Annotated in this window: 21 protein-coding genes; 7 read left to right on the top strand and 14 right to left on the bottom strand. The window is 69.8% G+C overall.

Annotation, left to right across the window (positions count from 1 at the left end):
- Nucleotides 1–70: 70 nt before the first annotated feature.
- From trxA to IO30_RS0109700, 7 genes are all read right to left on the bottom strand, one after another.
- On the bottom strand, nucleotides 71–412 hold the full coding sequence (gene trxA, locus IO30_RS0109670) for a thioredoxin (protein ID WP_031141301.1): 342 nt from the start codon (nucleotides 410–412) through the stop codon (nucleotides 71–73).
- Between the two features lie 52 nt (nucleotides 413–464).
- The gene (gene trxB / locus IO30_RS0109675) at nucleotides 465–1424 is read right to left on the bottom strand and encodes a thioredoxin-disulfide reductase (RefSeq protein ID WP_031141302.1); all 960 of its coding nucleotides are present in this window, start codon (nucleotides 1422–1424) and stop codon (nucleotides 465–467) included.
- Between the two features lie 124 nt (nucleotides 1425–1548).
- On the bottom strand, nucleotides 1549–2526 hold the full coding sequence (locus IO30_RS0109680) for an anti-sigma factor family protein (RefSeq protein ID WP_308443102.1): 978 nt from the start codon (nucleotides 2524–2526) through the stop codon (nucleotides 1549–1551).
- Nucleotides 2523–3218, bottom strand: a complete 696-nt coding sequence (gene sigM / locus IO30_RS0109685; RefSeq protein ID WP_031141304.1) for an RNA polymerase sigma factor SigM — start codon at nucleotides 3216–3218, stop codon at nucleotides 2523–2525. Before sigM ends, IO30_RS0109680 begins: the two co-directional genes overlap by 4 nt.
- Nucleotides 3219–3314: 96 nt before the next feature.
- Entirely contained in the window at nucleotides 3315–5042 is a 1728-nt protein-coding gene (locus tag IO30_RS0109690; RefSeq protein ID WP_031141305.1) for a protein kinase family protein, read from the bottom strand.
- A 126-nt stretch (nucleotides 5043–5168) separates the two neighbouring features.
- A complete protein-coding gene (gene murJ, locus IO30_RS0109695) occupies nucleotides 5169–7343 on the bottom strand; it encodes a murein biosynthesis integral membrane protein MurJ (protein ID WP_031141306.1) in 2175 nt (724 codons plus the stop codon).
- 46 nt (nucleotides 7344–7389) lie between these two features.
- On the bottom strand, nucleotides 7390–9654 hold the full coding sequence (locus tag IO30_RS0109700) for a DUF6049 family protein (RefSeq protein WP_031141308.1): 2265 nt from the start codon (nucleotides 9652–9654) through the stop codon (nucleotides 7390–7392).
- Between the two features lie 186 nt (nucleotides 9655–9840).
- Here IO30_RS0109700 and IO30_RS0109705 point away from each other — a divergent pair, with 186 nt between their 5' ends.
- Complete coding sequence (locus IO30_RS0109705; RefSeq protein WP_031141310.1) at nucleotides 9841–11283, top strand: CCA tRNA nucleotidyltransferase; 1443 nt, start codon at nucleotides 9841–9843, stop codon at nucleotides 11281–11283.
- Nucleotides 11284–11351: 68 nt separating this feature from the next.
- Here IO30_RS0109705 and IO30_RS0109710 read toward each other — a convergent pair whose 3' ends face one another.
- From IO30_RS0109710 to IO30_RS0109720, 3 genes are all read right to left on the bottom strand, one after another.
- On the bottom strand, nucleotides 11352–12620 hold the full coding sequence (locus IO30_RS0109710) for an MFS transporter (protein WP_031141312.1): 1269 nt from the start codon (nucleotides 12618–12620) through the stop codon (nucleotides 11352–11354).
- Nucleotides 12621–12726: 106 nt separating this feature from the next.
- A complete protein-coding gene (locus IO30_RS0109715; RefSeq protein WP_031141314.1) occupies nucleotides 12727–13809 on the bottom strand; it encodes an inositol-3-phosphate synthase in 1083 nt (360 codons plus the stop codon).
- Nucleotides 13810–13858: 49 nt separating this feature from the next.
- Nucleotides 13859–14461, bottom strand: coding sequence for a PadR family transcriptional regulator (locus IO30_RS0109720; RefSeq protein WP_031141315.1), 603 nt, complete (start codon nucleotides 14459–14461; stop codon nucleotides 13859–13861).
- 274 nt (nucleotides 14462–14735) lie between these two features.
- Between IO30_RS0109720 and IO30_RS0109725 the strand changes: the two genes are divergently transcribed.
- Nucleotides 14736–17366, top strand: a complete 2631-nt coding sequence (locus tag IO30_RS0109725; RefSeq protein ID WP_031141317.1) for a transglycosylase domain-containing protein — start codon at nucleotides 14736–14738, stop codon at nucleotides 17364–17366.
- An 87-nt stretch (nucleotides 17367–17453) separates the two neighbouring features.
- Nucleotides 17454–18914 carry a glycosyltransferase family 87 protein gene (locus tag IO30_RS0109730; RefSeq protein WP_031141319.1) on the top strand — a complete coding sequence of 487 codons (1461 nt, stop codon included), beginning with the start codon at nucleotides 17454–17456 and terminating at the stop codon, nucleotides 18912–18914.
- Between the two features lie 42 nt (nucleotides 18915–18956).
- On the opposite strand, the gene IO30_RS0109735 is transcribed toward IO30_RS0109730, so the two are convergent.
- The 3 genes from IO30_RS0109735 to IO30_RS0109745 form a co-directional block, all read right to left on the bottom strand.
- Nucleotides 18957–19988 (bottom strand): alanine racemase, encoded by a 1032-nt coding sequence (locus tag IO30_RS0109735; protein WP_031141320.1) that lies wholly within the window; start codon nucleotides 19986–19988, stop codon nucleotides 18957–18959.
- A gap of 70 nt (nucleotides 19989–20058) precedes the next feature.
- Nucleotides 20059–21177, bottom strand: coding sequence for a lipid II:glycine glycyltransferase FemX (locus tag IO30_RS0109740; RefSeq protein WP_031141321.1), 1119 nt, complete (start codon nucleotides 21175–21177; stop codon nucleotides 20059–20061).
- 141 nt (nucleotides 21178–21318) lie between these two features.
- Entirely contained in the window at nucleotides 21319–21621 is a 303-nt protein-coding gene (locus tag IO30_RS0109745; RefSeq protein WP_031141322.1) for a hypothetical protein, read from the bottom strand.
- Between the two features lie 251 nt (nucleotides 21622–21872).
- Here IO30_RS0109745 and rpsF point away from each other — a divergent pair, with 251 nt between their 5' ends.
- The 4 genes from rpsF to rplI all read left to right on the top strand — a co-directional run bounded on the left by rpsF (nucleotide 21873) and on the right by rplI (nucleotide 23577).
- Nucleotides 21873–22163, top strand: a complete 291-nt coding sequence (gene rpsF, locus IO30_RS0109750) for a 30S ribosomal protein S6 (RefSeq protein ID WP_004950685.1) — start codon at nucleotides 21873–21875, stop codon at nucleotides 22161–22163.
- A gap of 72 nt (nucleotides 22164–22235) precedes the next feature.
- Nucleotides 22236–22832: a single-stranded DNA-binding protein gene (locus IO30_RS0109755; RefSeq protein ID WP_031141323.1), complete on the top strand. Its 597-nt coding sequence runs from the start codon at nucleotides 22236–22238 to the stop codon at nucleotides 22830–22832.
- Nucleotides 22833–22875: 43 nt separating this feature from the next.
- Nucleotides 22876–23112 carry a 30S ribosomal protein S18 gene (gene rpsR / locus IO30_RS0109760; protein ID WP_005315025.1) on the top strand — a complete coding sequence of 79 codons (237 nt, stop codon included), beginning with the start codon at nucleotides 22876–22878 and terminating at the stop codon, nucleotides 23110–23112.
- Between the two features lie 18 nt (nucleotides 23113–23130).
- Nucleotides 23131–23577 (top strand): 50S ribosomal protein L9, encoded by a 447-nt coding sequence (gene rplI / locus IO30_RS0109765; protein WP_030008386.1) that lies wholly within the window; start codon nucleotides 23131–23133, stop codon nucleotides 23575–23577.
- A 158-nt stretch (nucleotides 23578–23735) separates the two neighbouring features.
- Here the strand turns inward: rplI and IO30_RS0109770 are convergent, their stop codons facing one another.
- Nucleotides 23736–25073, bottom strand: a complete 1338-nt coding sequence (locus tag IO30_RS0109770) for an MATE family efflux transporter (protein ID WP_031141324.1) — start codon at nucleotides 25071–25073, stop codon at nucleotides 23736–23738.
- Nucleotides 25074–25201: the final 128 nt, after the last annotated feature.

A 25201-nucleotide genomic window follows, 5' to 3' on the forward strand; every position in this document is an offset into this window, starting at 1 on the left:
CAACGGGGCCGTCCCCGGAAGGGAGCGGCCCCGTTGCGCGTGAGCTGCGCGGTACGCATCGCGTGGAGCGTCAGGGGGTCTTGATCTCGACGAAGTCCGAGAGGTCGCGCAGGATGGCGGCCTTGGGCTTGGCGCCGACGATGGTCTTGGCGACCTCGCCGCCCTGGTAGACGTTCAGCGTCGGGATGGACATGACGCCGTACTTGGCAGCCGTGGCCGGGTTCTCGTCGATGTTGAGCTTGACGATCTCGATCTGGTCGCCGTACTCGGCGGCGATGGCCTCGAGGGACGGCGCGATCTGGCGGCACGGTCCGCACCAGGCGGCCCAGAAGTCCACCAGTACGGGCTTGTCGCTGCTGAGGACCTCGGCGTCGAAGTCTGCGTCGGTCACGTTCTTGAGGGTGCCGGCCACAGCGGCCTCCTTCTTATTCCTGCGGGGTGTGGGGTGTGGGGTGGAGAGGGGGTCAGACAGTCGCGTGCGCGTGCTCGGAGTCCGTGAGGGCGGCCAGGAAACGCTCGGCGTCGAGGGCGGCCGCACAGCCGGTACCCGCGGCGGTGATCGCCTGACGGTACGTGTGGTCGACCACGTCGCCGGCGCCGAACACGCCCGTGACGTTGGTCCGGGTGGAGGGGGCGGCGACCTTGAGGTAGCCCTCCTCGTCCAGCTCCAGCTGGTCCTTGAACAGCTCGGTGCGCGGGTCGTGGCCGACGGCGATGAACAGGCCGGTCACGGGCAGGGCGGAGGTCTCACCGGTCTTGGTGTTGCGCAGGGTGAGGCCGGAGAGCTTCTGCTCGCCGTGGATCTCGGCGACCTCGCTGTCCCAAGCGAACTTGATCTTCGGGTCGGCGAAGGCGCGGTCCTGCATGGCCTTGGAGGCGCGCAGGCTGTCCCGGCGGTGGACGATGGTGACCGACTTGGCGAACCGGGAGAGGAAGGTGGCCTCCTCGATCGCGGTGTCGCCGCCGCCGACGACGGCGATGTCCTGCTCCTTGAAGAAGAACCCGTCGCAGGTGGCGCACCAGGAGACACCGCGGCCGGACAGCGCGTCCTCGTTGGGCAGACCGAGCTTGCGGTGCTGGGAGCCCGTGGTGACGATGACGGCCTTCGCGCGGTGCACGGTGCCGGCGGTGTCGGTCACGGTCTTGATCTCACCGGTGAGGTCCACGGACACGATGTCGTCCGGGACCAGCTCGGCACCGAAGCGCTCGGCCTGGGCACGCATGTTGTCCATGAGGTCCGGGCCCATGATGCCGTCCCGGAAACCGGGGAAGTTCTCGACCTCGGTGGTGTTCATCAGTGCGCCACCGGCGGTGACGGCACCTTCGAAGACCAGAGGCTTGAGCGAAGCGCGTGCGGTGTACAGGGCGGCGGTGTAACCGGCCGGCCCGGAGCCGATGATGATCACGTTTCGGACGTCGCTCACGGGTTTCTTCCTCGTCTCTGCGGACTGCGTGCTGCCTACCGGGGGCCGGTGCGGACTCTCACCCCACCCAACGGATCCTACGGCGCTCGCATTCCCCGCCTGTCCGAGTGCTGACCGCGACGCCTCACCCGCGGGGGTAAGTGCTCTTCAGCATCAGCCTTCCGGGGGCGGCCGAGGCGCCGTTCTCGCAGCTGCTGTCCACGAGGTAGGCGTCCACCCGGGCCGGGTCCCCGGGATGCGGAAGGACGAGGAGGTACACGGACGCGCCCTCGTAGCTGCCGCGTTCGGAGGCGATCGGGGTCTCGGTCCGGCCCGTCCCGTCCTGGACGCAGTCCGGAACGGAGGACGCACTGCGGTCGCCGGGGGCGACCTCGGTACCGGGGGCGGTGTTGTCCGTGCCGTAGGTGTTGTTCTGATCCTGCGGCACGGTCTTGGAGCCCTGTCCGGAAGACAGGAGCTGCCCCACACTGCCCCGCAGCCCCTCGGCGGTGTAGGAGCCTGCGTCGGCCCGCGGCTGCGCGGCCGAGCTGGTGGTGTCGTTGCGGGCGGCGCTCTGGTGGGCGGGCGGGCCGTTCAGGTCGCCGAAGAGGAAGACGCCCAGAGCGCAGGCTGCCGCACCGGCGAGTCCCGCGACCACGGCAATCCGGCGGCGGGCCCGACGGCGGCCGGGGCCGCTTGGGCCGACCGGGTGACCGGCGGGCCGACGGGCCTCGGTTCCGAGCCTCGTTCCGGTCGGTGTTTCACGTGAAACATCGCGGCCGGCGGCGTCCGCGATGTCATCCGGCCCGGACAGGTCCTGCTGGGGGGAGACCCGGGGCGTGGGCGTGGTGGCATCGAGGAGTGCCTCGGCGGCGAGGGCCGCGTCGATGCGGCCCGCGACGTCGGCGGGCATCCGGGAGGGTCCCGGGAGCGTGCCCAGGAGGGAGCGGATCTCCTCGAGAGAGGAGAGGACGTCGGCGCACAGGGCGCAGTCGCCCAGGTGCCGGCGGACTTCCGCGGCCCGGGCCGGGGAGAGGAGCCCTTCGGTCAGGTCGGAGATCTCGGAGACATCCGGGTGCCGCATCGTGCCGGTCGTGCCGGGCACGCCAGTCGGGGGAGTCACGGTCGTCCACCTCCGCCCTTCACAGCGTCTGGGTCTGGATGCCTGGGTTCTGCCGCTGGTGGGACGGATGGGCCCGGCGTCCGGTTCCTTCCCCGCTCGGCGGCGGTGTTATCCCCGGCATTCGAGCGCAGATGAGTGAGCAGCGGGACGAGCTTGGCCCGGCCCCGGGCGCACCGGCTCTTCACGGTGCCCGTGGGGACGTCGAGGATGCGGGCGGCCTCCGCGACGGGATATCCCTGCATGTCGACGAGGACGAGAGCGGCCCGCTGTTCCTGCGGGAGGGTGCTGAGAGCGGCCAGGAGCTCACGGTGGAGGTCCTGGCGCTCCGCAGGGGCCTCGGCGGACTCGTGGGGCTCCAGGAGCCGCTCCAGGCGGTCCGTGTCGTCGAGGGGCGCGGTCCTGCGGGAGGCGGCCTTGCGGGCCCGGTCGAGGCAGGCGTTCACGGTGATGCGGTGCAGCCAGGTGGTGACGGCGGACTCGCCGCGGAAGGTGTGCGCGGCGCGGTAGGCGGAGACGAGGGCGTCCTGCACGGCGTCGGCGGCCTCCTCCCGGTCGCCGAGGGTGCGCAGCGCCACGGCCCACAGCCGGTCGCGGTGGCGGCGTACGAGCTCACCGAAGGCGTCGGGGTCGCCGGCGGCATGCCTGGCCAGCAGGTCTGCGTCACTGTCGTCGCCGGTCGCTGCGTCGTGCATCACACCTAGCCTCCCGCAGGGAGATTACGGCTTGGGCGGGGGAAACACGAGGGTCCGCCGGGCCGGTGGCGCAGCGGACCCTGTGGGGCCGACGGATCAGGAACTCGAGCCGAGGATCTTGATGTTGTTGATACCGCCCCGGAAGCCCCCGTCGTTGTCGGAGGGCAGTTCGGCGATGTGCACGACCACGTACCGGGTGCGGACCGGGGTGTCCAGGGTGACCTGGAGCTTCTTCGGCGCCGTGTCCATCTTGGTCAGCCGCTGGGAGAACTCGCCGAGGGCGTCCGGGTCCGAGGCTTCCGGGGCCGCGGCGAGGACCTGGAGCTTCTGCCCGGCGGCGTGGAGGTCCAGTTCGAGCCCCGTCACCTCCTGGACACTGCCCAGGTCGACGATGATGCCGCTGCCGTCCCTGCGGCCGGACAGGTTCCCGAATTTCGGGTAGCCCAGGTACTGGGGGGTGACCCAGCCGGTGTCGGGGTCGCCGTCGATCGCCTTGCCCGCGTCCTCGGGCTTGACCTTGTCTCCCCCTATGGCGAGGACCGTGGCGTGGGACAGGGACAGGGGCTTGCCCGGGTCCTTCTTCGGAGGGGCGTCGTCGGTCTTGGGCTGCGCCGGTCCGGTGTCGCTGCTGCTGCCCTGGTTCACGTGTTCCAGGAGGGTGTCGGCGAGCTGCCAGCTGCCGAGGCCCAGGGCGGCGATCAGCAGGGCGGCGACGCCCCACTTCAGGGCCCTGCCGGTACGGCTCTGCAGCGGGGCCGGAGGAGCGACCGCAACGCTCTGGGCGGTCTGCGCTCCGGGGACCGCAGGACGGCCGTAACTGCCCTGCTGGTAGGTGGTGTGCTGGTACTCCGGAGGGGCGGTGAACGCGGGCTCCGGCGGCCGGATGCGGGGCATCGCGGCCACCGCCTTGGCCAGCTCCTCCGGGGTGGTGCAGGCGGGCTCCTGGCGGGAGGCGGTCGCCCCGTCGTTGGCGAGGGCGCGCATGGCGAGCTCGCCCAGTCCCCGGTGGACACCGGCGCGGACCTGGTCGGGAGCGATCAGGCCGACCCCCTTGGGCAGGCCGGTGAGGCCGTAGGCGTCGCTCTCGTACGGCCAGCGCTGCGTGAGGGCGGCGTAGAGGAGCGCACCGATGGCCTCGGTGTCGGCCCGCTGAGGGGTCTCGCTGGTGATGCCGCGCAGGGCAGCGTTCACGGCGAGGCCGCGGATGCGGTACTGGCCCGTGGAGGTGCGCAGTATCGCGCTGGGCGTGAGGCGCAGGTGGGCCAGGCCCTCGCGATGCGCGGCGGTCATGGCCTGGGAGATCTGGCTGACGAGCTGGTAGGCCTCGTGGGCTTCCAGCGGGCCCGAGGCGAGGAGGGCGGTGAGCTCGGTGGCGTCCGGCAGCCATTCGTGGACGACGTAGACGAGGTCGTTCTCCTCCACGGCGTCGAGGACCTGGACGAACCGGGGGTCACCGAGCAGGGCGGAGGAGCGGGCGGCGGCCAGGACGGAGCGAGCCCGCGGGTGGTCGGCGGGGAGGAGATGGACGCCGACGGCCCGGCGCAGCTTCTCGTCCATCGCACGCCAGCTGCTGAATCCGTCCAGACGGGTGACGCACTCTTCGAGCCGGTAGCGTCTGGCGAGCTTGTGGCCGCTGTGGAGTTCGGGTGCGGCCGCGGGGGCCGCGGGGGTGCGTTCGCCGTCCTTTTCGGGCATGGGTCCGTCCGCGGCTCGTCCGTTCTGGGTGTCCACCCCGTCGGCCGTGGCCTTGGCCGCCTGAGCGGCCAGCGGCTCGTCGCCGCTGTTGTCGGCCACGTCGACGGCAGCCGTACTACGTTCCGCCACCGTCGTTCCCGCCTCCCCATCCGTTACGCGCTGTCGGCCAGTCTGCGAAGCCAAGCCAATTGTGCCCACAGTCCGGCGCTGTGCACGACACACGATGGGGGGCAGGGCGGTCGGCGGTCGTGCGCATCAGCGCCCCAGACGTCCGCGGACCATGCCGACCATCGCGTTGAGTTCTTCGATCCGCATCCGCTTGGCGGCGATGAGGAAGACGGCCGCCAGGGCGATGCCGCCGGCCACGAGAGCCGTGGCCGAGCCGAGGACCCCGCTGCCCAGCCACTGGGTGACCGCGTAGGCGGTCGCACCGGCCACCGCGGCGGCCGGGAGGCAGGCACCGGTGAGGCGGGCGTACGTGCGCATCACGTGGGCGCCGTCGAGGTCGCCGCCGAGGCGGGTCTTCAGGCGGCGCCAGGCGACACCGACACCGACGGCGTAGCCGAGACCGTAGGCGCCGGCCATGCCGACGACGGCCCAGCGCGCCGGGAGGACGAAGAACGCGGCTGCGGACACCGAGGCGTTGACGGCGGCCACGATGACCGTGTTGTAGAAGGGCGTCCGGGTGTCCTCGTACGCGTAGAAGCCGCGCAGGACGACGTACTGCACGGAGTACGGGATCAGCCCGAGGCCGAAGGCCATCAGGATGTAGCCGATGTTCTGCGCGCCCGAACCGGAGCCTGCGTAGAGCAGGGTGGCCATGGGGACACCGAGGGCGAGGAAGGCGAAGGCGCAGGGCACGATCGCGACGGCCGAGGTGCGCAGCCCGTAGGAGATGTCGTCGCGGACCGCGGCGGCGTCCCCGTCGTGGGCGGAGCGCGAGATGCGCGGCAGGACGGCCGTCATGACGGACACGGTGATGATGGCCTGGGGCATCTGCCACAGCAGCAGCGCGTAGTTGTAGGCCGTGATGCCAGTTCCGGAGTGGCCCTGCTTCTCGGCGACCGAACCGGCCCAGGTGGCGAACTGGGTGACGACGACGAGGGCGATCTGGTTGGCGAGGACGAAGAAGAACGTCCACTTCGCCAGACGTGCCGCCTTGCCAAGCCCGTGGCCCTTCCAGTCGAAGCGCAGCCGCGGGCGGAACCCGGCGTCGCGCAGGTACGGAAGCATCGCGAGAGCCTGGACGGTGAGGCCCAGGAGCGTGCCCAGGCCCAGCAGGCGGACGCCCTCGGAGGTCACGGTGCCGGCGTTGACGCCGGAGGTGGTGAAGCCGCCGAAGGCCCAGATGAAGGCGCCGAAGGTGGCGATGACGACGATGTTGTTGAGGACCGGGGTCCACATCATCGCGCCGAACCGGCCGCGGGCGTTGAGGATCTGACCCAGCACCACGTGGATGCCCATGAAGAACATCGTCGGCAGGCAGTAGCGGGCGAAGGCGACCGCGACGTCCATCTGCTGGGGGTCGGAGGCGATCTTCGGCGACATCATCGTGATGAACACCGGTGCGGCGAGGACGCAGATGGTGGTGATCGCGGCCAGCAGCACCACGACGAGGGTCAGCAGCCGGTTGGCGTACGCCTCGCCGCCGTCGCTGTCGTTCTTCATCGCCCGGACCAGCTGCGGGATGAAGACGGCGTTGAGGGCGCCGCCGCCGACCAGCACGTAGATCATCGTGGGCAGGGTGTTGGCGATCTGGTACGTGTCGTTGAAGGTGCCGACGCCGATGGCACCGGCGATGACCAGCGTCCGCAGGAAGCCGGTGATGCGGGAGACGATCGTGCCGGCGGCCATGAGGGCGCTGGACTTGAGGAGGCTGGAGGCGCGTCCGGCGGGCTTGGCCGGCGCCGGAGCGGCGACGGGGGCGTCCTCGGCGGGGGTGCGGGGCGCTGCCTGCTGGTCCCGGTAGAGGTGCGCGAAGGCGTCCGGCCGGGGCTGCTCGTCCGCCGCCTTGGTGACGAGGGAGTCCACGCCGACGAACTCGGTGGTGGTCGCGTGGTCGCCGTACGGGAGGTGGCGGGAGGGGCCGTCGGGCTCGGGCGGCGGTGTCTGGGCCCACACCCGGGGGTCGGGCGAGTAGGAGGGGGCCGTCGGCGCCGCGTAGAGCGGGCCGGGCTCCTGGTAGGTACCCGGGGGCGGCGGCGGGTGCGCGGCGCGGTCGTAGAGGACCTCGGCGACGGGGTCCTGGGCGGACAGGTCCTGCGACCGGTACGGGTCGTAGTCGTAGGCCCCCTGGACATACGGGTCACGCTCCGGCGCGGGCGCAGGCGCGGGAACCTGCCCGGGCACCGGGGCGCCCGGGGCAGTGCCCTGGGAGGGCGCAGGCCCGCCGGCGCCCTGCGCACGGTCACCGTCGTACGGCGCGTTCATCGAAACCCCACCTCATCGTCCCCAGGCCGACCGGCCACGGCATCGCTCAACGGTCCACTGTCTCACCCGTGCCGGACCCGTCGGCGCTTTGCGGTCCGGTGTCCGGGGACTCGTCACTCTGCTGCGTGCTCTCCTCGGCAGCGGCGCGAGCTGCGACGCGCTTACGGCTTGCGTACATCTTGACGCCTGCCAGGACCAGGAGCAGCACACCGCCGGCGATCACGAGCATCACGGTGGGGGTGACCTCGGTGGCCTCGACGGTGAACTTGCGCTCCTTGCCGTAGGCGACGCCGTCCTTGGTGAAGAGCTGCGCCGTGACCTCGACGGGGCCGCTCGCGGTGGCGTTGGCGGTGAACTTGACCGTCTGGCTGTGCCCGCCCTGGACGGTGACCTCCTGTTCGGACTCGCCGCTCTTGCCGAACATCAGGCGGGTGGGGTTGGCGGACTTCACCCGCAGCACCAGGTTGTGGACGTCTTGGACCAGGCTGTTCTGGACGGTGACGGGGATGGTGGCGCTGTGTCCGGACAGGGTGGCGTCGGACTTGGGGATGACCTTGACCTTCTCGGTGAGACCGATGAGGTAGTCCTGCACCTGGTCCCGGTAGGCCCGGGCCTCGTCGGGGCGGCCGCGCCAGGAGGTGGACATCTCCCGGTTGGTCGTGTTGCCGAAGGGGATCTCGACGCGGTCGGGGGCGGCGAGGATCACCTTGAAGTGGTCGAGCGTGTTCTGGGTGGTGCGGATCTTCTCGAAGGCCGACACCGGAAGCTCCTGCTTGCTCAGGGCCTCGGGATACTGCCCGGCGCCCGGCACCTGGGTGGCGGCGCCGGGGTCGGGCTTGGCCGCGGCGGCGGCTTCGAGGTCCACGGGCTGGGTCCAGCGGCCTGCCTGGAGGGCGCGTATGGCGGCGGCCATGCTGTGGGCCTGGCTGACGGTCGGCATCCGCTGCGGGGCGACGACGAAACCGCGCTGCTCGTCCGTCTTCTGCAGGTTGAGCGCGAGGCTGTGGGCGAGGAACTGCTGCACGGCGAGGACCGAGTTCCCCGCGTTGAGCATGTCTCCCTCGAAGGCGGTGGAGAGCTCGGCGTCCGCGACCACGGCGGTGGTGCCCGCGCCGATGGGGCGGGCGGCCGACGGGGTGTACCCGAGCGAACCGGTCTCCGTCAGGCTGTCGCTGCGGGTGAGCACGTTGTGGGCGCCGGCCGAGGTGGCCACGTTGACGATCGACGGGTCGATGGCGCCGTCCACAGGCCAGGAGAAGTCCGTGGACGCGGGGACGTGCAGCACGGTCTCCACGGCACGCTTGGCCTTGTCCGTGGCCGGGCGCAGCTGACCGAGGGTGCCGGAGACGTCCTTGCCGTGGTGGGCGAGGGAGGCGAGATCGGGGTCGGCGAAGGGCAGGGCGACGACTTTCTTGCCCTGGACCGCCGCCTCCAGGGAGCTCAGCCACTGCTCGGCGACGGCCTTGTTCTTGCCCTGGACGGAGTTCCCGTCGGGGGTGCGGACCCGGTACCCCTTCGCCATGGCGTCGACGGTGTACAGCAGGTCGGGGTCGATGACCCAGGTGATCGGCAGTTCCTTGCCCAGCGCGACCATCTGGCCCAGACGGCCGTCCGGCTTCAGCTCATCGGCGAGGGAGTCGTCGAGGAAGACGGGGGTCTGCAGTTCGTCGGATCCGGTTTCCGCGGTCACCCGGGTCCGGGCGATCAGCGGCCACACGTAGGCGATCTGTGACTTCTTGGCCGCGGCGTCCGGCTGCCAGGGCAGGAACGTCCGCTTGATCCCGAGCACCTGCTCGGACGGACGGCTCTCGGTCGCCCCGGACACGGAGACCCCGAGCTGGTAGACGCCGTCCTTGTCCAGCTCCAGCTTGTTCACCGGGATGGTGAGGGTGAAGTCCTGGCTGACCTTCGAAGGCAGCGAGGCGAGCTTCACGGCGTAGGCCGGATCGATCTCACCGGGGTCGGTGCCGGCCCGGAAGCCCTTGCGTTCCGCCGCGTCGTCGATGGAGGCGCGGTCCTGGAGCGCGGGCCCGACCCGCAGGCCCACGTGCGCGTCAGTGATCGTTTCGCGCCCGTTGTTGACCACCGTGCCGGAGATCGTGAGGGTGTCGCCCTTGACCGGTGCGGTGGGGGCGAGCGAGTCCAGCTGGACGTCGACGGCGGCCGCCTCGGCGGCCTGGGCCCTCGGAGCGGGTGAGTAGACCAGAGCCGCGAGCACCGGCGTCCCGGCGAGCAGGACCACCGCCCGCCGCAGCCATCGGCGTCGGACAGGGGCGGGCGCCGCCCCCTGGTTCTCTGCCGCCTCGGCCACGCGCTAACCCGTCCCTCGAAGTGTCGGTGGTCTCCGTTTGTGCGTCCACGCATGGTAACGAGAGCCGCTGTGCGCGAGTGCCGCGCCTTGCTCCACATGATCGGCGCGGGCCCGGAGGCAGGGTGTGCCGGGGGCCTCCGGAAACGAGGGAGCCCGCGCCGGGCCGGGCACGTACCCTTTTCTGTTGTGCCGAACGCCAACGAAGACAACCCCAGTGCCCTGAGTCAGGTGCAGCGCCGTGCAGTGAGTGAACTGCTGCGGGTCGCCCCTGTCGCCGACGAGCTCGGCCGCCGATTCCAGGAGGCCGGCTTCCGGCTCGCCCTGGTAGGCGGGTCCGTCCGCGACGCGCTGCTGGGGCGTCTCGGCAACGACCTCGACTTCACCACCGACGCCCGCCCTGAGGACGTTCTGAAGATCGTCCGGCCGTGGGCCGACTCGGTGTGGGACGTCGGCATCGCCTTCGGCACGGTGGGGGCGCAGAAGCACGGCTTCCAGATCGAGGTGACCACGTACCGCTCCGAGGCGTACGACCGGACCTCGCGCAAGCCCGAGGTCTCCTACGGCGACTCGATCGAGGAGGACCTGGTCCGCCGCGATTTCACGGTCAACGCCATGGCGCTGGCCCTTCCGGAGCAGGAGTTCATCGACCCGCACGGTGGTCTGGAGGACTTGGCGGCGGGAGTGCTGCGCACCCCGGGCACCCCGGAGGACTCGTTCTCGGACGACCCGTTGCGCATGCTGCGGGCGGCGCGGTTCGCGGCGCAGCTGGACTTCGAGGTCTCCCCCGAGGTCGTGGCGGCGATGAAGGCCATGTCCGACCGGATCGAGATCGTCTCGGCGGAGCGGGTGCAGGGAGAGCTGAACAAGCTGATCCTCTCGGCCCACCCGCGCAAGGGCCTCGGTCTGCTCGTCGACACGGGGCTGGCCGACCGGGTGCTGCCCGAGCTGCCCGCCCTGCGGCTGGAGAGTGACGAGCACCACCGGCACAAGGACGTCTACGACCACTCGCTGATCGTTCTGGAACAGGCGATCGCGCTGGAGGAGGACGGCCCGGACCTGGTGCTGCGGCTCGCCGCCCTGCTGCACGACATCGGCAAGCCCCGCACCCGCCGGTTCGAGAGCGACGGCCGGGTCTCCTTCCACCACCACGAGGTGGTGGGGGCGAAGATGACCAAGAAGCGCATGACCGCGCTGAAGTACTCGAACGACATGGTCAAGGACGTCTCCCGGCTCGTGGAGCTGCACCTGCGCTTCCACGGCTACGGCGACGGGGAGTGGACCGACTCCGCGGTGCGCCGCTACGTCCGCGACGCCGGGCCGCTGCTGGAGCGCCTGCACAAGCTGACCCGCTCCGACTGCACCACCCGCAACAAGCGCAAGGCCAATGCCCTCTCGCGGACCTACGACGGCCTGGAGGAGCGCATCGGGCAGTTGCAGGAGCAGGAGGAGCTGGACGCGATCCGGCCGGACCTGGACGGGAACGAGATCATGCAGGTGCTGGAGGTCGGCCCCGGCCCGGTGATCGGCAAGGCGTACGCCTTCCTGCTGGAGCTGCGCCTGGAGAACGGCCCGATGGACCGCGAAGCGGCCGTCGCCGCTCTCAAGGAGTGGTGGGCCGCTCAGGCCTGATGTGCGGCTGTCCGCGTCGATGTTTCACGTGAAACATCGACGCGGACGCAGCGGGCGGTGGCGATGTTTCACGTGAAACGTCGTCCGTGACGGCTCAGAAGCATCGCGGTCGCGGCATACAGGGCCGCCACGCACAGGACGAGGGTCACGGACTGTCCGTCGGGGGGAAGCATCAGGGATGCCACCGCGGCGGCGCCGACGAACGCCACGTTGAAGAGCACGTCGTAGACCGAGAAGACGCGTCCGCGGAACTCGTCCTCCACCCGGGACTGCACGACCGTGTCGGTGGAGATCTTGGCGCCCTGGGTGGCCAGGCCGAGTACGAACGCGGCGGCCAGCATCGGCCCCGGAGCGAAGAACAGCCCGAGGGCCGGGACCAGCACGGCCGCACCGGCGGCGCACAGGGTGATGGAGCCGAGGGTGCCGAGCCGGGTCACCAGCCAGGGGGCGAGGAGGGCGGCCGTGAAGAATCCGGCCCCCGAGAAGCCGACCGCGAGGCCCAGCAGGCCCAGTCCGTCGGCCTCGTTGTCCGCCCAGGAATAGCGGCAGAGCATGAGCAGCATCACGAACAGGGCCCCGTAGCAGAACCGCATCATGGTCATCGCGGTGAGCGCCTGGGCCGCCTCACGCCGGTCGGCGAGGTGCCGAAGCCCCTCTGCCATGCCCCGGGCGGTGAGCGCGACCCCTTGGATGACCGAGGGGTGGGCCTGGCCCACGCGGTGGTCGGGACCGAGGAGACCGACGGCCAGCCGCAGCGAGACGAGCGCTGCACACAGGTAGAGCCCGGCGCCCAGCAGGACGACGACCGCGTTCGAACCGGAGGCCAGTAGCTGGACGAGGAAGGCCAGACCCCCTCCGGCGACCGCGGCGAGCGTTCCGGCGGTGGGGGACAGTGCATTCGCGGTGACCAGCTGGCGGGGGCCGACGACGTGGGGCAGAGACGCGGCGAGTCCGGCGAGGACGAAGCGGTTGACGGCGGTCACCGACAGTGCGGAGGCGTAGAACAGCCAGTCGGGAACGTGCGCGACGATCAACATGCCGGTGACGCAGGCGAGGAAGGCGCGCAGCAGGTTGCCATAGAGGAAGACCTGGCGTCGGCGCCAGCGGTCGAGCAGCACCCCGGCGAAGGGGCCGATCAGCGAGTAGGGCAGCAGGAGCACGGCCATCGCCGAGGCGATCGCCGCCGGCGAGGTCTGTTTTTCGGGGGAGAAGACGACGTAAGTGGCGAGCGCGACCTGGTAGACGCCGTCCGCGGCCTGGGAGAGCAGCCGTACGGCGAGCAGGTTGCGGAAGTCCCTGAGGCGCAGGAGTACGCGCAGATCACGTACGACGGGCATGAGGGAAAGGGTCACACACGCGGAGGGTCCCCGGGCATATTGCCCGGGGACCCTCCGCGGAAGAACAACCGAAGTCCAGGTGTCGGAACGACCCTTGGGGGTTCGGTTAGCGCTCGACCTCGCCCTTGATGAACTTCTCGACGTTGGCCAGGGCCTCGTCGTCGAAGTACTGCACCGGCGGGGACTTCATGAAGTAGCTGGACGCCGACAGGATCGGGCCACCGATACCGCGGTCCTTGGCGATCTTCGCGGCGCGCAGCGCGTCGATGATGACACCGGCGGAGTTCGGGGAGTCCCACACCTCGAGCTTGTACTCGAGGTTCAGCGGGACGTCACCGAAGGCGCGGCCCTCGAGACGGACGTAGGCCCACTTGCGGTCGTCGAGCCACGCGACGTAGTCGGACGGGCCGATGTGGACGTTCTTCTCGCCGAGCTCACGGTCGGGGATCTGCGAGGTGACGGCCTGCGTCTTGGAGATCTTCTTCGACTCGAGGCGGTCACGCTCGAGCATGTTCTTGAAGTCCATGTTGCCGCCGACGTTGAGCTGCATCGTGCGCTCAAGACGGACACCGCGGTCCTCGAACAGCTTCGCCATCACGCGGTGCGTGATGGTGGCGCCGACCTGCGACTTGATGTCGTCGCCGACGATCGGGACGCCGGCCTCGGTGAACTTGTCCGCCCACTCCTTGGTGCCGGCGATGAAGACCGGGAGGGCGTTGACGAAGGCGACCTTGGCGTCGATGGCGCACTGGGCGTAGAACTTCGCCGCAGCCTCGGAACCGACGGGCAGGTAGCAGATCAGGACGTCGACCTGGCGGTCCTTGAGGATCTGGACCACGTCGACCGGAGCCTCGGCGGACTCCTCGATCGTCAGGCGGTAGTACTTGCCCAGGCCGTCCAGGGTGTGGCCGCGCTGAACGGTCACACCGGCGTTCGGGACGTCGCAGATCTTGATGGTGTTGTTCTCGCTGGCGCCGATGGCGTCCGAGAGGTCGAGGCCGACCTTCTTCGCGTCGACGTCGAACGCGGCGACGAACTCGATGTCACGCACGTGGTAGTCGCCGAACTGGACGTGCATCAGACCGGGGACCTTGGCCGCCGGGTCGGCGTCCTTGTAGTACTCGACGCCCTGCACCAGCGAGGCGGCGCAGTTGCCCACGCCGACGATGGCTACGCGAACCGAACCCATTCCGGTTGCTCCCTGTTTGTTCTCGGACGAGGCATGCGAGATGCAGGCCTCACTTTGCACTTTCGTCGGACGGACCGGGTCGTCTCCGATCCCGTCCCGCCCGCTCACTCTCGATGAGCTCGTTCAGCCAGCGCACTTCGCGCTCCACGGACTCCATGCCGTGCCGCTGCAGCTCGAGCGTGTAGTCGTCGAGGCGCTCCCGCGTCCGGGCGAGCGATGCGCGCATCTTTTCGAGGCGCTCCTCGAGCCGACTGCGACGCCCCTCCAGTACCCGCATGCGCACGTCTCTTTCGGTCTGGCCGAAGAAGGCGAAGCGGGCGGCGAAGGACTCGTCCTCCCAGGTATCGGGACCCGTGTGGGAGAGGAGCTCTTCGAAGTGCTCCTTTCCCGCGGCCGTCAACCGGTAGACGATCTTGGCGCGGCGCCCTGCGAGTGAAGCGGCGAGGGCGTCCTCCGGAGCGCTCCCCGGTTCCTCGATCAACCAGCCGTTGGCGACCAGCGTCTTGAGGCAGGGGTAGAGCGTCCCGTAGCTGAAGGCCCTGAACACCCCCAGCGAGGTGTTGAGCCGCTTGCGCAGCTCGTACCCGTGCATGGGGGATTCGCGGAGCAGGCCGAGGACGGCGAATTCGAGGATGCCTGAGCGTCTGCTCATCCGCCTGCCTCTCCTCCGCCCCTGAGTCTTTATACCGAGCTGATGTATCGGCTCGATACATCCAGACGATAGAACGGGCTGCCTCCCACGACAAGGGCAGGGGTGGTGACCGGCGTCACATCACCAATTCGTACGAGGCAAGTTGCCTGATTTGGGGTGAACTTCGGCACCTTTCGGGTTTTGAGCCTGCGTAGTCTGTGCGCCAGGACACCGGGGGAACCGGAATTCACCTGCCGCTTCCAGGCCACTCGCCTGCCCGAGGAGTAGTCGTTCGATGAGCGAGCACCGCCGCAAACCGCCGCAGCCCGAAGGTGGCGGACGTGCTTCGGCCCGCCGCGCTGCCCAGCAGCGCCCCGGCAGGGGCGCCAAGCCCGGACGTGACGTCCCCACGGCGTCACCCAGCGGCCCGTACGCAGACCAGCCATCCCAGGGCAGCCGCGCCGATGCCCGCCGGGCCGCACAGCGAGGATCCGCCGGCCGCGGACGCGGCGCAACCAGAAACGGCCGGGGTTCGGGGCCGGGAGGACGGCCGGACAAGCGGCTCATCAACTACCCGCGGTCCGACAGGGACGGCTGGAAGCGCTTCGTGCCGTCCTGGAAGTTCGTCTCGGGCACTGCCCTGGGCTTCTTCGCGATCATCACCGCCGGCGCGGGCATCGGCATCGCCATGGTCAACAAGCCCGACCCGAACCTGGCGGCGCAGGCGCAGAACAACGTCTTCTACTGGGAGGACGGCAGTCAGATGGTCGCGACCGGCGGTTCCATGAACCGCCAGATCGTGCCCATCGACAAGATCCCCCGGTCGATGAGGGACGCCGTCATCGCGGCGGAGAACGAGTCGTTCGAGACGGACAAGGGCGTCGACCCGATGGGCATCGCCCGGGCCGTGTGGAACATGGCCAAGGGCGGTTCCACCCAGGGTGGCTCCACCATCACTCAGCAGTACGTGAAGAACACCTACCTCGATTCTGACCAGACCCTCAAGCGCAAGGTCACCGAGCTCTTCATCTCGATAAAGCTGGGCGTCTCCGAGGAGAAGGACACCGTCCTCGCGGGCTACCTCAACACCGCCTACTACGGGCGTGACGCGTACGGCATCCAGGCGGCCGCCCGCGCCTACTTCGGCAAGGACTGCCAGGACCTGAACCCGTCCGAGAGCGCGTTCCTCGCCTCGGTCCTCAAGGGCCCCAACCTGTACAACCCGGACGGCGGCATCGGATCCGCGGCCACCCCCGAAGCCAACGAGGAGCGCGCCAGGAAGCGCTGGGCCTGGGTGCTCGACCGCGAGGTCGAGGTGGGCCGGATGGACAAGGCCGAGCGGGCCACGTTCACGGAGTTCCCCGCGCGCGTCGAGTCCGAGCAGGCCCGTGCCATGTCCGGTCAGATCGGCTACCTGGTCGAGACGGCCAAGCAGTACGTGATGAAGACCAAGGGCATCACCGTCGACCAGATGGCCCTCGGCGGCTACCGGATCAAGACCACCTTCCAGAAGCCGAAGGTGGACGCCCTGGTCAAGGCCGTCGAAGACACCCGCAACGACTTCCTCGACGAGAAGAAGCGACCCGATCTCGACACCTTCGTGCAGTTCGGCGCCGCCTCCGTCGACGTGAAGACCGGGGCGATCGTGGCCCTGTACGGCGGGCCCGGCATGGACAAGAAGTACTTCAGCAACAACGCCAACACCGGCGGTGTCCCGGTCGGCTCGACCTGGAAGCCCTACGTGCTGGCGGCGGCGATGCAGTACGGCACCCAGAACACGAACGGCGAGGGCCTGTCGGTCGACAGCAAGTACATGGCCGACGACCTGACCGTCATCAAGAACCGGCAGGGCAGGCCCCTGCTCGACAATTCGGGCAAGCCCTTCAAGCAGAAGAACGAGAGCTCCACGCCCTTCGGCTACGTGACCCTCAACGAGGCGATGGAGAAGTCCATCAACGTGCCGTTCGCGCAGCTCGTCTTCGACGTGGGCCACAGCAAGGTCCGCGAGGTGGCCAAGTCCACCGGCATCCTCAAGGAATCGATGGGTGTCGGCGACGACGCCTCGTTCGCACTGGGCACCTCCACCCCCAGCGCCATCCGGATGGCCGACTCCTACGCCACCTTCGCCGCCTCCGGCACGCACCGCGAGCCGTACTCGGTGATCAGCGTCGAGAAGGACGGCGAGCAGTTGTCCGGCTTCGAGGCGCCGAAGGACCAGCGGGCGATGGACAACGCCGTCGCGGACAACGTCACCAAGGTCCTGGAGAACGTCGTCCAGAACGGCACGGGCAAGAAGGCCAAGGCGCTGGGCCGCCCCGCCGCGGGCAAGACCGGCACCACCGACGAGAACAAGTCGGCCTGGTTCGTCGGATACACCCCGGAGCTGTCCACCTCCGTCGCCCTGTTCCGTACCGACCCCAACTCGGCGGACAAGAAGCTGCTGTCCATGAACGGCGTGGGCGGTACCGACTCCATCCACGGTGGTGACATCCCCACCGTGATCTGGACCGAGTACATGCGCGAGGCGCTCAAGGGCACCCCGGTCAAGAAGTTCCCGGAAGCGGAGCCCCTCGGTGTCACCGCGGACTCCGCGGGCGCACCCTCGCCCACCCCCTCGGCCGTCCCGTCGCCGTCCGCGTCCCCGTCCCCCTCGCCGTCGAGCTCCCCGCCCCCGCCCTCCCCCACCCCGTCCAAGGGCGGCAAGCCGTCCTGCAAGCCGTGGGAGCTGTACTGCGACCCGGAGACCACGGCCGGGACCAACGGCGGCTCCACCACCAACGGCGGCGCCACCAACGGAGGCACCACGAACGGCGGGGTCATCGCCGGCACCGACGGCGGACCCAGCGGATCACCGTCCCCGTCGAGTTCGGGAAGACCCGGCCGGCCGGGCGGCGCCGGATGGCCCACCGGCATGCCGGAGGACTGACCGGACCCACCTGCGCACCGAGGAAGCCCGTCGCACTGCCTGCGGCGGGCTTCCCCCGTGCCCGGGCCGGTACGGCAGGATGAGCGCATGACGAAGGTGCACGAGGACCGCCCCGTACTGCCCACCCAGCAGGACGAGGTCGCCGCAGCCGGCAGTGAGCTCTTCGGCGGCCCCCTGGGCCGCTACGCCCGCCTCGGCGGCCACTGGCTGGGGCCGGTCCGCGTCGTGGTCCTCGTCGCCATCGGGGTGTTCGCGCTCGGCATGGTGCAGAAGCTGCCCTGCTACGACTGGGCGTGGTTCCGGGGCGCGGGCTCGCAGTACACCCACGCCTGCTACTCCGACATCCCGCACCTGTACGCCGTACGCGGCTTCGCCGACAACCTGACGCCCTACTTCGACCGGCTCCCGGGCGACATGGAGTACCTGGAGTACCCGGTGCTCACCGGTCTGTTCATGGAGATCGCCTCCTGGCTGACCCCGGGCAGCGGCTCCATGCAGCACCGCGAGCAGATGTACTGGATGGTCAACGCGGGCATGCTGATGGCCTGCACCGCGGTCATCGCCGTGTGCGTCGCCCGGACCCACCGACGCAGGCCCTGGGACGCCCTGCTCTTCGCCCTCGCCCCGGCCCTCGCGCTGACCGCGACGATCAACTGGGACCTGCTGGCCATCGCCCTGACCGCGGCCGGGATGCTCATGTGGTCCCGCGGCCGGACGGTGCTCTTCGGCGTCTTCATCGGCCTGGCCACCGCGGCCAAGCTCTACCCCGTCCTGCTCCTCGGGGCCCTGTTCGTGCTCTGCTGGCGGGCCGGGAAGTGGCGCGCCTTCGGCGGCGCCGTCCTCGGCGCGGTCGGTGCCTGGCTCGTGGCGAACCTGCCCGTCATGATCGGTGCCTGGGAAGGCTGGACGAAGTTCTACACCTTCAGCCAGGAACGCCCCATCGACTTCGGTTCCGTGTGGCTGCTGATCTCCCAGCGCTCGGGCAACCCCCTGGACGGGGCCAACACCTACGCGACCGGGCTGACGGTCCTGCTGTGCGGAGCCATCGGCCTGCTCACGCTGACCGCACCGCGCAGGCCCCGTTTCGCGCAGCTGGCCTTCCTGGTCGTCGCCGTCTTCATCCTCTGCAACAAGGTCTACTCGCCGCAGTACGTGCTCTGGCTCATCCCGCTGGCCGCGCTGGCCCGGCCGCGCTGGCGCGACTTCCTGATCTGGCAGGCCGGCGAGGTCGTGTACTTCCTCGGTATCTGGTTCTACCTCGCCTACACGACCAGCGGGGACAAGCACCAGGGGCTGCCCGTCGAGGGCTACCAGCTGGCGATCACGGCGCATCTGCTGTGCACGCTCTACCTGTGCGCCGTCATCGTGCGGGACATCCTGCTGCCCGAGCGGGACGTGGTGCGCCGCGACGGTTCGGACGACCCCTCCGGCGGCGTCCTGGACGGGGCCGAGGACGTGTTCGTGCTGTCGGACAAGACGAGGGCGCCGCGGTACGCGGCGCCCTCGGAGGGACAGCGGGTCGCCTGGGGCGTGGACCCCAAGGACTGACCGGGCGGACGGGCGGGGCCGCTCGGAGCGGCCCCGCCCGGCTCAGGCGTCGAGCACCCGGTCGAACTGCGTGGTCGTGTGGCGCAGGTGCGCCACCAGCTCGTCGCCGACCTTCGGCTCGGTCGCGTCCGACGGCACGAACAGGATCGACACCTGCATGTGCGGCGGTTCCGCGAACCAGCGCTGCTTGCCGGCCCAGACGAAGGGCGACAGGTTGCGGTTGACGGTGGCCAGTCCCGCGCGGGCGACGCCCTTGGCACGCGGCATCACGCCGTGGAGGGCCTTGGGCGCCTCCAGACCCACGCCGTGCGAGGTGCCGCCGGCCACCACGACCAGCCAGCCGTCGGAGGCGGCCTTCTGCTGGCGGTATCCGAAGCGGTCGCCCTTGGCGACGCGCGTGACGTCGAGGACGGCGCCGCGGTACTGGGTGGCGTCGTGGTCGCCGAGCCACAGCCGGGTTCCGATACGGGCCCGGAAGCGGGTCTGCGGGAACTGCTGCTGCAGCCGGGCCAGCTCCTCTGCCCGCAGGTGGCTGACGAACATGGTGTGCAGCGGCAGACGCGCCGCACGCAGCCGGTCCATCCAGCCGATGACCTCCTCGACGGCGTCCGAGCCGTCCGGGCGGTCCAGGGGCAGGTGCAGGGCGAAGCCCTCCAGCCGGACGTCCTCGATCGCCGCGTGGAGCTGGCCGAGGTCCTGCTCGGAGATGCCGTGGCGGCGCATCGAGCTCATGCACTCGATGACCACCCGGGCCCCGACCAGGCCGCGTACCCCGTCCAGCGAGGCCACCGAGCGGATGACCCGGTCGGGCAGCGGCACCGGGTCCTCTCCCCGCCGGAACGGGGTGAGGACCAGGAGGTCGCCGCCGAACCAGTCCTTGATGCTGGCGGCCTCGTACGTCGTCCCCACGGCCAGCACGTCGGCGCCCATACGGGTCGCCTCCTCGCACAGGCGCTCGTGGCCGAAGCCGTAGCCATTGCCCTTGCAGACCGGGATCAGCCCGGGGAACTGGTCCTGGATCTGCTTCTGGTGCGCACGCCAGCGCGCGGTGTCGACGTAGAGCGTGAGCGCCATGCCCGTCCGGAACCTCTCCTGAGAAGCTGCGTGGTGCAGCGGTGCGTGGGGTGGGTGGATCGGTGTGGGGTCAGCGGCGCGACATGTAGATGTCGAGCGCCTTGTGCAGGACCTTGTTCAGGGGGAAGTCCCACTCGCCGACGTACTCCACGGCCTCGCCGCCCGTGCCGACCTTGAACTGGATCAGGCCGAACAGGTGATCGTTCTCGTCCAGGGTGTCAGAGATGCCGCGCAGGTCGTAGACGCTGGCGCCGAGGGCGTAGGAGTCGCGCAGCATGCGCCACTGCATCGCGTTCGAGGGCCGCACCTCGCGCTTGTGGTTGGCGGATGCGCCGTACGAGTACCAGACGTGCTGGCCGACGGTGAGCATCGTGGCGGCGGCCAGCGGCTCTCCCTCGTGCGTCGCGATGTAGAGCCGCATCCGGTTGGGGTCCTCGGAGTTGAGGGCCGTCCACTGGCGCTGGAAGTAGCTGAGCGGGCGCGGGCGGAACTTGTCGCGCTCGGCCGTGATCTCGTACAGGTGCTGCCAGGTCGGCAGGTCGTCGTAGCCGCCCTGGACGACCTCGACGCCGGCCTTCTCGGCCTTCTTGATGTTGCGGCGCCACAGCTGGTTGAAGCCCTTCAGGACGTCGTCCAGCGAGCGGTTGGCCAGGGGCACCTGGAAGACGTAGCGCGGCTGGACGTCGCCGAAACCGGCTCCGCCGTCCTCGGCCTGCTGCCAGCCCATGCGGCGCAGCTTGTCCGAGACCTCGAAGGCGCGGGGCTCGATGACCGAGGCCTCCACGTCGCGCAGGCGCTTGACGTCCGGGTCCTGGATTCCGGCCTTGATGGCGGTGGAGTTCCAGCGGCGGATGACGACGGGCGGGCCCATCTTCACCGTGAAGGCGCCCTGCTGCTTGAGGTGCGCCAGCATCGGCTGGAGCCACTCCTCCAGATTCGGGGCGTACCAGTTGATGACAGGGCCCTCGGGAAGGTACGCGAGGTACCGCTTCACCTTGGGCAGCTGGCGGTACAGCACGAGCGCGGCGCCGACGAGTTCGCCGGATCCGTCGAACCAACCCAGGTTCTCGGAACGCCACTCGTTCTTCACGTCGGCCCACGCCGGGACCTGGCAGTGGCTCGCCGAGGGCAGGCTCTGGAGGTAACCCAGATGCTGCTCTCGGCTGATGGTCCTCAGGGACAGGCTCATGCGGGGCGTCTCCTCCGGCGGCTTCGCTGGCTATGGCGCGAAGCCTACTGCGACGGGGGCGCCACCCTTCTGGGGGACGGGCGTGGGCCCGGGCCGGTGCACGGCCGGCGCCCTGCCGCGGAGGTGTCCCGCTCGGCCCGGTCAGCCCCCGAAGAGGCCGCCGTGGAACATGCCGAGGTAGAAGCCGATGGCAGACGCGCCAAGGCCGATGATCAGCGCGAAGCGCTCGCGTGTCGTGACGGAGACGAACTGTCCGTACGCACCCGTCACGATTCCGATCAGCCCGGCCCACGAGCTGATCAGGTGCAGGTTGTGGAAGAAGGCCGTGACGAACGCCACGGCGCCGAGGGTCAGAGTGACCGCCATCAGGGTGTCCTGCAGCGGGTGGGGCTTGCCGTCGGTGGAGAGCAGGGAGATCTGAGGGGGCCGCATTGCCTGTGCCATCGGAAGGGCACCTCCTGGCTGAAGCTGGCGGTGCTGCGGGCTGTCTCCGGCAAGGGGCCGAGGGCTTAGCACCGAGCACACCCGATGGATACAGATTGTGGCCCTCTCTCGCCGGATTTCAACCGGAAGGGCGCGAGCAGGTAGTCTGTACAGCTGCGCGGTGTCTGCTCTGCGGACGCCGTGCTTACGCATCACGACCCTCCTGCCACGGAACGACCGTGGCCGCTGAGTCCAAAGGAGGTGGGTTCCACATGCGTCACTACGAAGTGATGGTCATCCTCGACCCCGATCTCGAGGAGCGCGCTGTCTCCCCGCTGATCGAGAACTTCCTCTCCGTCGTCCGTGAGGGCAACGGAAAGGTCGAGAAGGTCGACACCTGGGGCCGTCGTCGTCTCGCTTACGAGATCAAGAAGAAGCCCGAGGGCATCTACTCGGTCATCGACCTTCAGGCCGAGCCTGCGGTCGTCAAGGAGCTTGACCGACAGATGAACCTGAACGAGTCGGTTCTCCGGACCAAGGTCCTCCGCCCCGAGACCCACTGAACTTCGGTTCAGCGGTAATCGGGACCGAGTAGCACAGCAGCCCAGCAGCAATCCCCGCCGAGAGGTTCATCCATGGCAGGCGAGACCGTCATCACGGTCGTCGGCAATCTCGTCGACGACCCCGAGCTGCGCTTCACCCCCTCGGGTGCGGCGGTCGCGAAGTTCCGTGTCGCGTCCACCCCCCGCACCTTCGACCGCCAGACCAACGAGTGGAAGGACGGCGAGAGCCTGTTCCTGACCTGCTCGGTGTGGCGGCAGGCGGCCGAGAACGTGGCCGAGTCCCTTCAGCGGGGCATGCGCGTCATCGTGCAGGGCCGGCTGAGGCAGCGGTCGTACGAGGACCGTGAGGGTGTCAAGCGCACGGTCTACGAGCTGGACGTCGAGGAAGTCGGCCCCAGCCTGAAGAACGCCACGGCCAAGGTCACCAAGACCACGGGTCGCGGTGGCCAGGGTGGATACGGCGGCGGCGGTCAGCAGCAGGGCGGCGGCGGTGGCAACTGGGGCGGCGCCCCGGCTGCCGGTGCCCCGCAGGGCGGCGGAGCTCCCTCCGACGACCCGTGGGCGTCCAGCGCGCCGGCCGGTGGCCAGCAGCAGGGCGGCAACGGGGGCGGTTGGGGCGGAAGCTCCGGCGGCTCCGGCGGTGGCTACTCGGACGAGCCGCCCTTCTAGGGCAGCTCGCTTCCCCACTTCTTGATCACACAGGAGAGACACAATGGCGAAGCCGCCTGTGCGCAAGCCTAAGAAGAAGGTCTGCGCGTTCTGCAAGGACAAGACCGCTTACGTGGACTACAAGGACACGAACATGCTGCGGAAGTTCATTTCCGACCGCGGCAAGATCCGTGCCCGCCGCGTTACCGGCAACTGCACGCAGCACCAGCGTGACGTCGCCACGGCCGTGAAGAACAGCCGTGAGATGGCGCTGCTGCCCTACACGTCCACCGCGCGATAAGGAAAGGGTGACCGACTAATGAAGATCATCCTGACCCACGAGGTTTCTGGCCTCGGTGCCGCCGGCGATGTCGTCGACGTCAAGGACGGTTACGCTCGCAACTACCTGGTCCCGCGTGGTTTCGCGATCCGCTGGACCAAGGGTGGCGAGAAGGACGTGGCGCAGATCCGCCGCGCCCGCAAGATCCACGAGATCGCGACCATCGAGCAGGCCAACGAGGTCAAGGCCAAGCTCGAGGGCGTGAAGGTTCGTCTGGCCACCCGCGCGGGTGACGCCGGTCGTCTCTTCGGTTCCGTGACCCCGGCCGACATCGCCACGGCGATCGAGTCCTCGGGCGGCCCGAAGGTCGACAAGCGCCGCGTCGAGCTGGGCTCCCCGATCAAGACCCTCGGTTCGTACCAGGTCTCCGTGCGTCTGCACGCTGACGTGGCCGCGAACGTGGGCATCGAGGTCGTCGCCGCCTAAGGGCAGCGCGTGAAGGGCCGTACCCCCTGGGGTGCGGCCCTTCGTCGTTTCCGGACGGCGGACCGCGGGCTGTGTTTCACGTGAAACACAGCGGGGTCTCCTCTGCATGTTTCACGTGAAACATGCAGAGGAGACCCCGCTGTCGCGGTTCCGTCGGCTCAGCGCGTGGCTCCGGCCACCAGCCACCGGCCCGAGCGGGCCCGCAGCTGGAGGGTGACCATGCGGACCAGCATCATCAGCGTCATGGCCCACCAGAGGGTCGTCAGGCCACCGCCGACGGCCGGTACGAGCAGGGCGGCCGGGGTGAAGACGGCGAGCGTCAAGAGCATGGCCCAGGCCAGGTAGCGGCCGTCGCCCGCGCCCATCAGCACCCCGTCGAGGACGAAGACGATGCCGGAGACGGGCTGGGAGACCGCCACGACGAGCAGTGCGGGCAGCAGTGCGTCCTCCACGGCCGGGTCGCTGGTGAACAGGGGGATGAACACCGGACGGGCCAGGACGACCAGCAGGCCGAGCACGACGCCCGCGGCGATGCCCCACTGCACCATGCGGCGGCAGACGTCCTTCGCGCCCTGGGTATCGCCCGCGCCCAGATAGCGGCCGATGATCGCCTGGCCGGCGATGGCGATCGCGTCCAGGGCAAAGGCGAGCAGACTCCACAGGGAGAGCAGGATCTGGTGGGCGGCGATGTCGGCGTCGCCGAGCCTGGCGGCCACGGCCGTCGCGATCATCAGCACCGCGCGGAGGGACAGCGTGCGCACCAGCAGGGGCGCTCCGGCCTGGGCGCAGGCCCGGATTCCCGCGGCATCAGGGCGCAGCGAGGCGCCGTGCCGCCTGGCGCCGCGTACGACGACGACGAGGTAGGCGGCGGCCATGGCGCACTGGGCGATGACCGTGCCCCAGGCCGAACCGGCGATGCCCAGGTCCGCTCCGTAGACCAGGGCGACGTTCAGGACCCCGTTGAGGGCGAAGCCGCCGATCGCGACGTACAGCGGGGTGCGGGTGTCCTGGAGGCCCCGGATGACGCCGGTGGCCGCCAGGACCATCAGCATGGCCGGGATGCCCAGGGCGGAGATCCGCAGATAGGTGATCGCGTGGGGGGCCACGGTGTCGGAGGCGCCGAAGAGGGAGACCAGCCAGGGGGCCCCGGGCAGCACCACGGCGATGACGGCCACGCCGAGCAGCAGGGCGAGCCAGATCCCGTCCATGCCCTGCCGGATGGCCGCCTGGAGGTCGCCTGCACCGACCCGCCGGGCGACGGCCGCGGTGGTGGCGTAGGCGAGGAAGACGAAGACGCTCACCGCGGTGGTGAGCAGTGCGGCGGCGATGCCCAGGCCGGCCAGCTGAGGGGTGCCGAGGTGTCCCACGATGGCGCTGTCGGCCATCACGAAGAGGGGTTCGGCGACGAGGGCGCCGAAGGCGGGGACGGCGAGTGCGATGATCTCTCGGTCGTGCCGCTTCGGGGCAGCCTTCGGTGCTGCGGGGGCCTGTGTCATGTGCTCAATCTAATCTTCCACAGGTAACAGACGCAAGGGTCTTTAGATCCTTACCAACGCGCTGACTTGGGCGTTCCCGGCAACCCGTTGGAGGCGATCTTGAGACAGTGGCCAAGATTTTTGTCCCA

The sequence above is a fragment of the Streptomyces xanthophaeus genome, from assembly GCF_000725805.1.
Classification (GTDB): Bacteria; Actinomycetota; Actinomycetes; order Streptomycetales; family Streptomycetaceae; genus Streptomyces; species Streptomyces xanthophaeus.

Excerpts from the sequence above, each read along its gene's own strand:
- sigM (WP_031141304.1), bottom strand. The coding sequence starts at position 3,218 with ATGCACGACGCAGCGACCGGCGACGACAGTGACGCAGACCTGCTGGCC.
- murJ (WP_031141306.1), bottom strand. The coding sequence starts at position 7,343 with ATGAACGCGCCGTACGACGGTGACCGTGCGCAGGGCGCCGGCGGGCCT.
- IO30_RS0109710 (WP_031141312.1), bottom strand. The coding sequence starts at position 12,620 with ATGCCCGTCGTACGTGATCTGCGCGTACTCCTGCGCCTCAGGGACTTC.
- IO30_RS0109715 (WP_031141314.1), bottom strand. The coding sequence starts at position 13,809 with ATGGGTTCGGTTCGCGTAGCCATCGTCGGCGTGGGCAACTGCGCCGCC.
- IO30_RS0109720 (WP_031141315.1), bottom strand. The coding sequence starts at position 14,461 with ATGAGCAGACGCTCAGGCATCCTCGAATTCGCCGTCCTCGGCCTGCTC.
- IO30_RS0109725 (WP_031141317.1), top strand. The coding sequence starts at position 14,736 with ATGAGCGAGCACCGCCGCAAACCGCCGCAGCCCGAAGGTGGCGGACGT.
- IO30_RS0109730 (WP_031141319.1), top strand. The coding sequence starts at position 17,454 with ATGACGAAGGTGCACGAGGACCGCCCCGTACTGCCCACCCAGCAGGAC.
- IO30_RS0109735 (WP_031141320.1), bottom strand. The coding sequence starts at position 19,988 with ATGGCGCTCACGCTCTACGTCGACACCGCGCGCTGGCGTGCGCACCAG.
- IO30_RS0109740 (WP_031141321.1), bottom strand. The coding sequence starts at position 21,177 with ATGAGCCTGTCCCTGAGGACCATCAGCCGAGAGCAGCATCTGGGTTAC.
- IO30_RS0109745 (WP_031141322.1), bottom strand. The coding sequence starts at position 21,621 with ATGGCACAGGCAATGCGGCCCCCTCAGATCTCCCTGCTCTCCACCGAC.
- rpsF (WP_004950685.1), top strand. The coding sequence starts at position 21,873 with ATGCGTCACTACGAAGTGATGGTCATCCTCGACCCCGATCTCGAGGAG.
- IO30_RS0109755 (WP_031141323.1), top strand. The coding sequence starts at position 22,236 with ATGGCAGGCGAGACCGTCATCACGGTCGTCGGCAATCTCGTCGACGAC.
- rpsR (WP_005315025.1), top strand. The coding sequence starts at position 22,876 with ATGGCGAAGCCGCCTGTGCGCAAGCCTAAGAAGAAGGTCTGCGCGTTC.
- rplI (WP_030008386.1), top strand. The coding sequence starts at position 23,131 with ATGAAGATCATCCTGACCCACGAGGTTTCTGGCCTCGGTGCCGCCGGC.
- IO30_RS0109770 (WP_031141324.1), bottom strand. The coding sequence starts at position 25,073 with ATGACACAGGCCCCCGCAGCACCGAAGGCTGCCCCGAAGCGGCACGAC.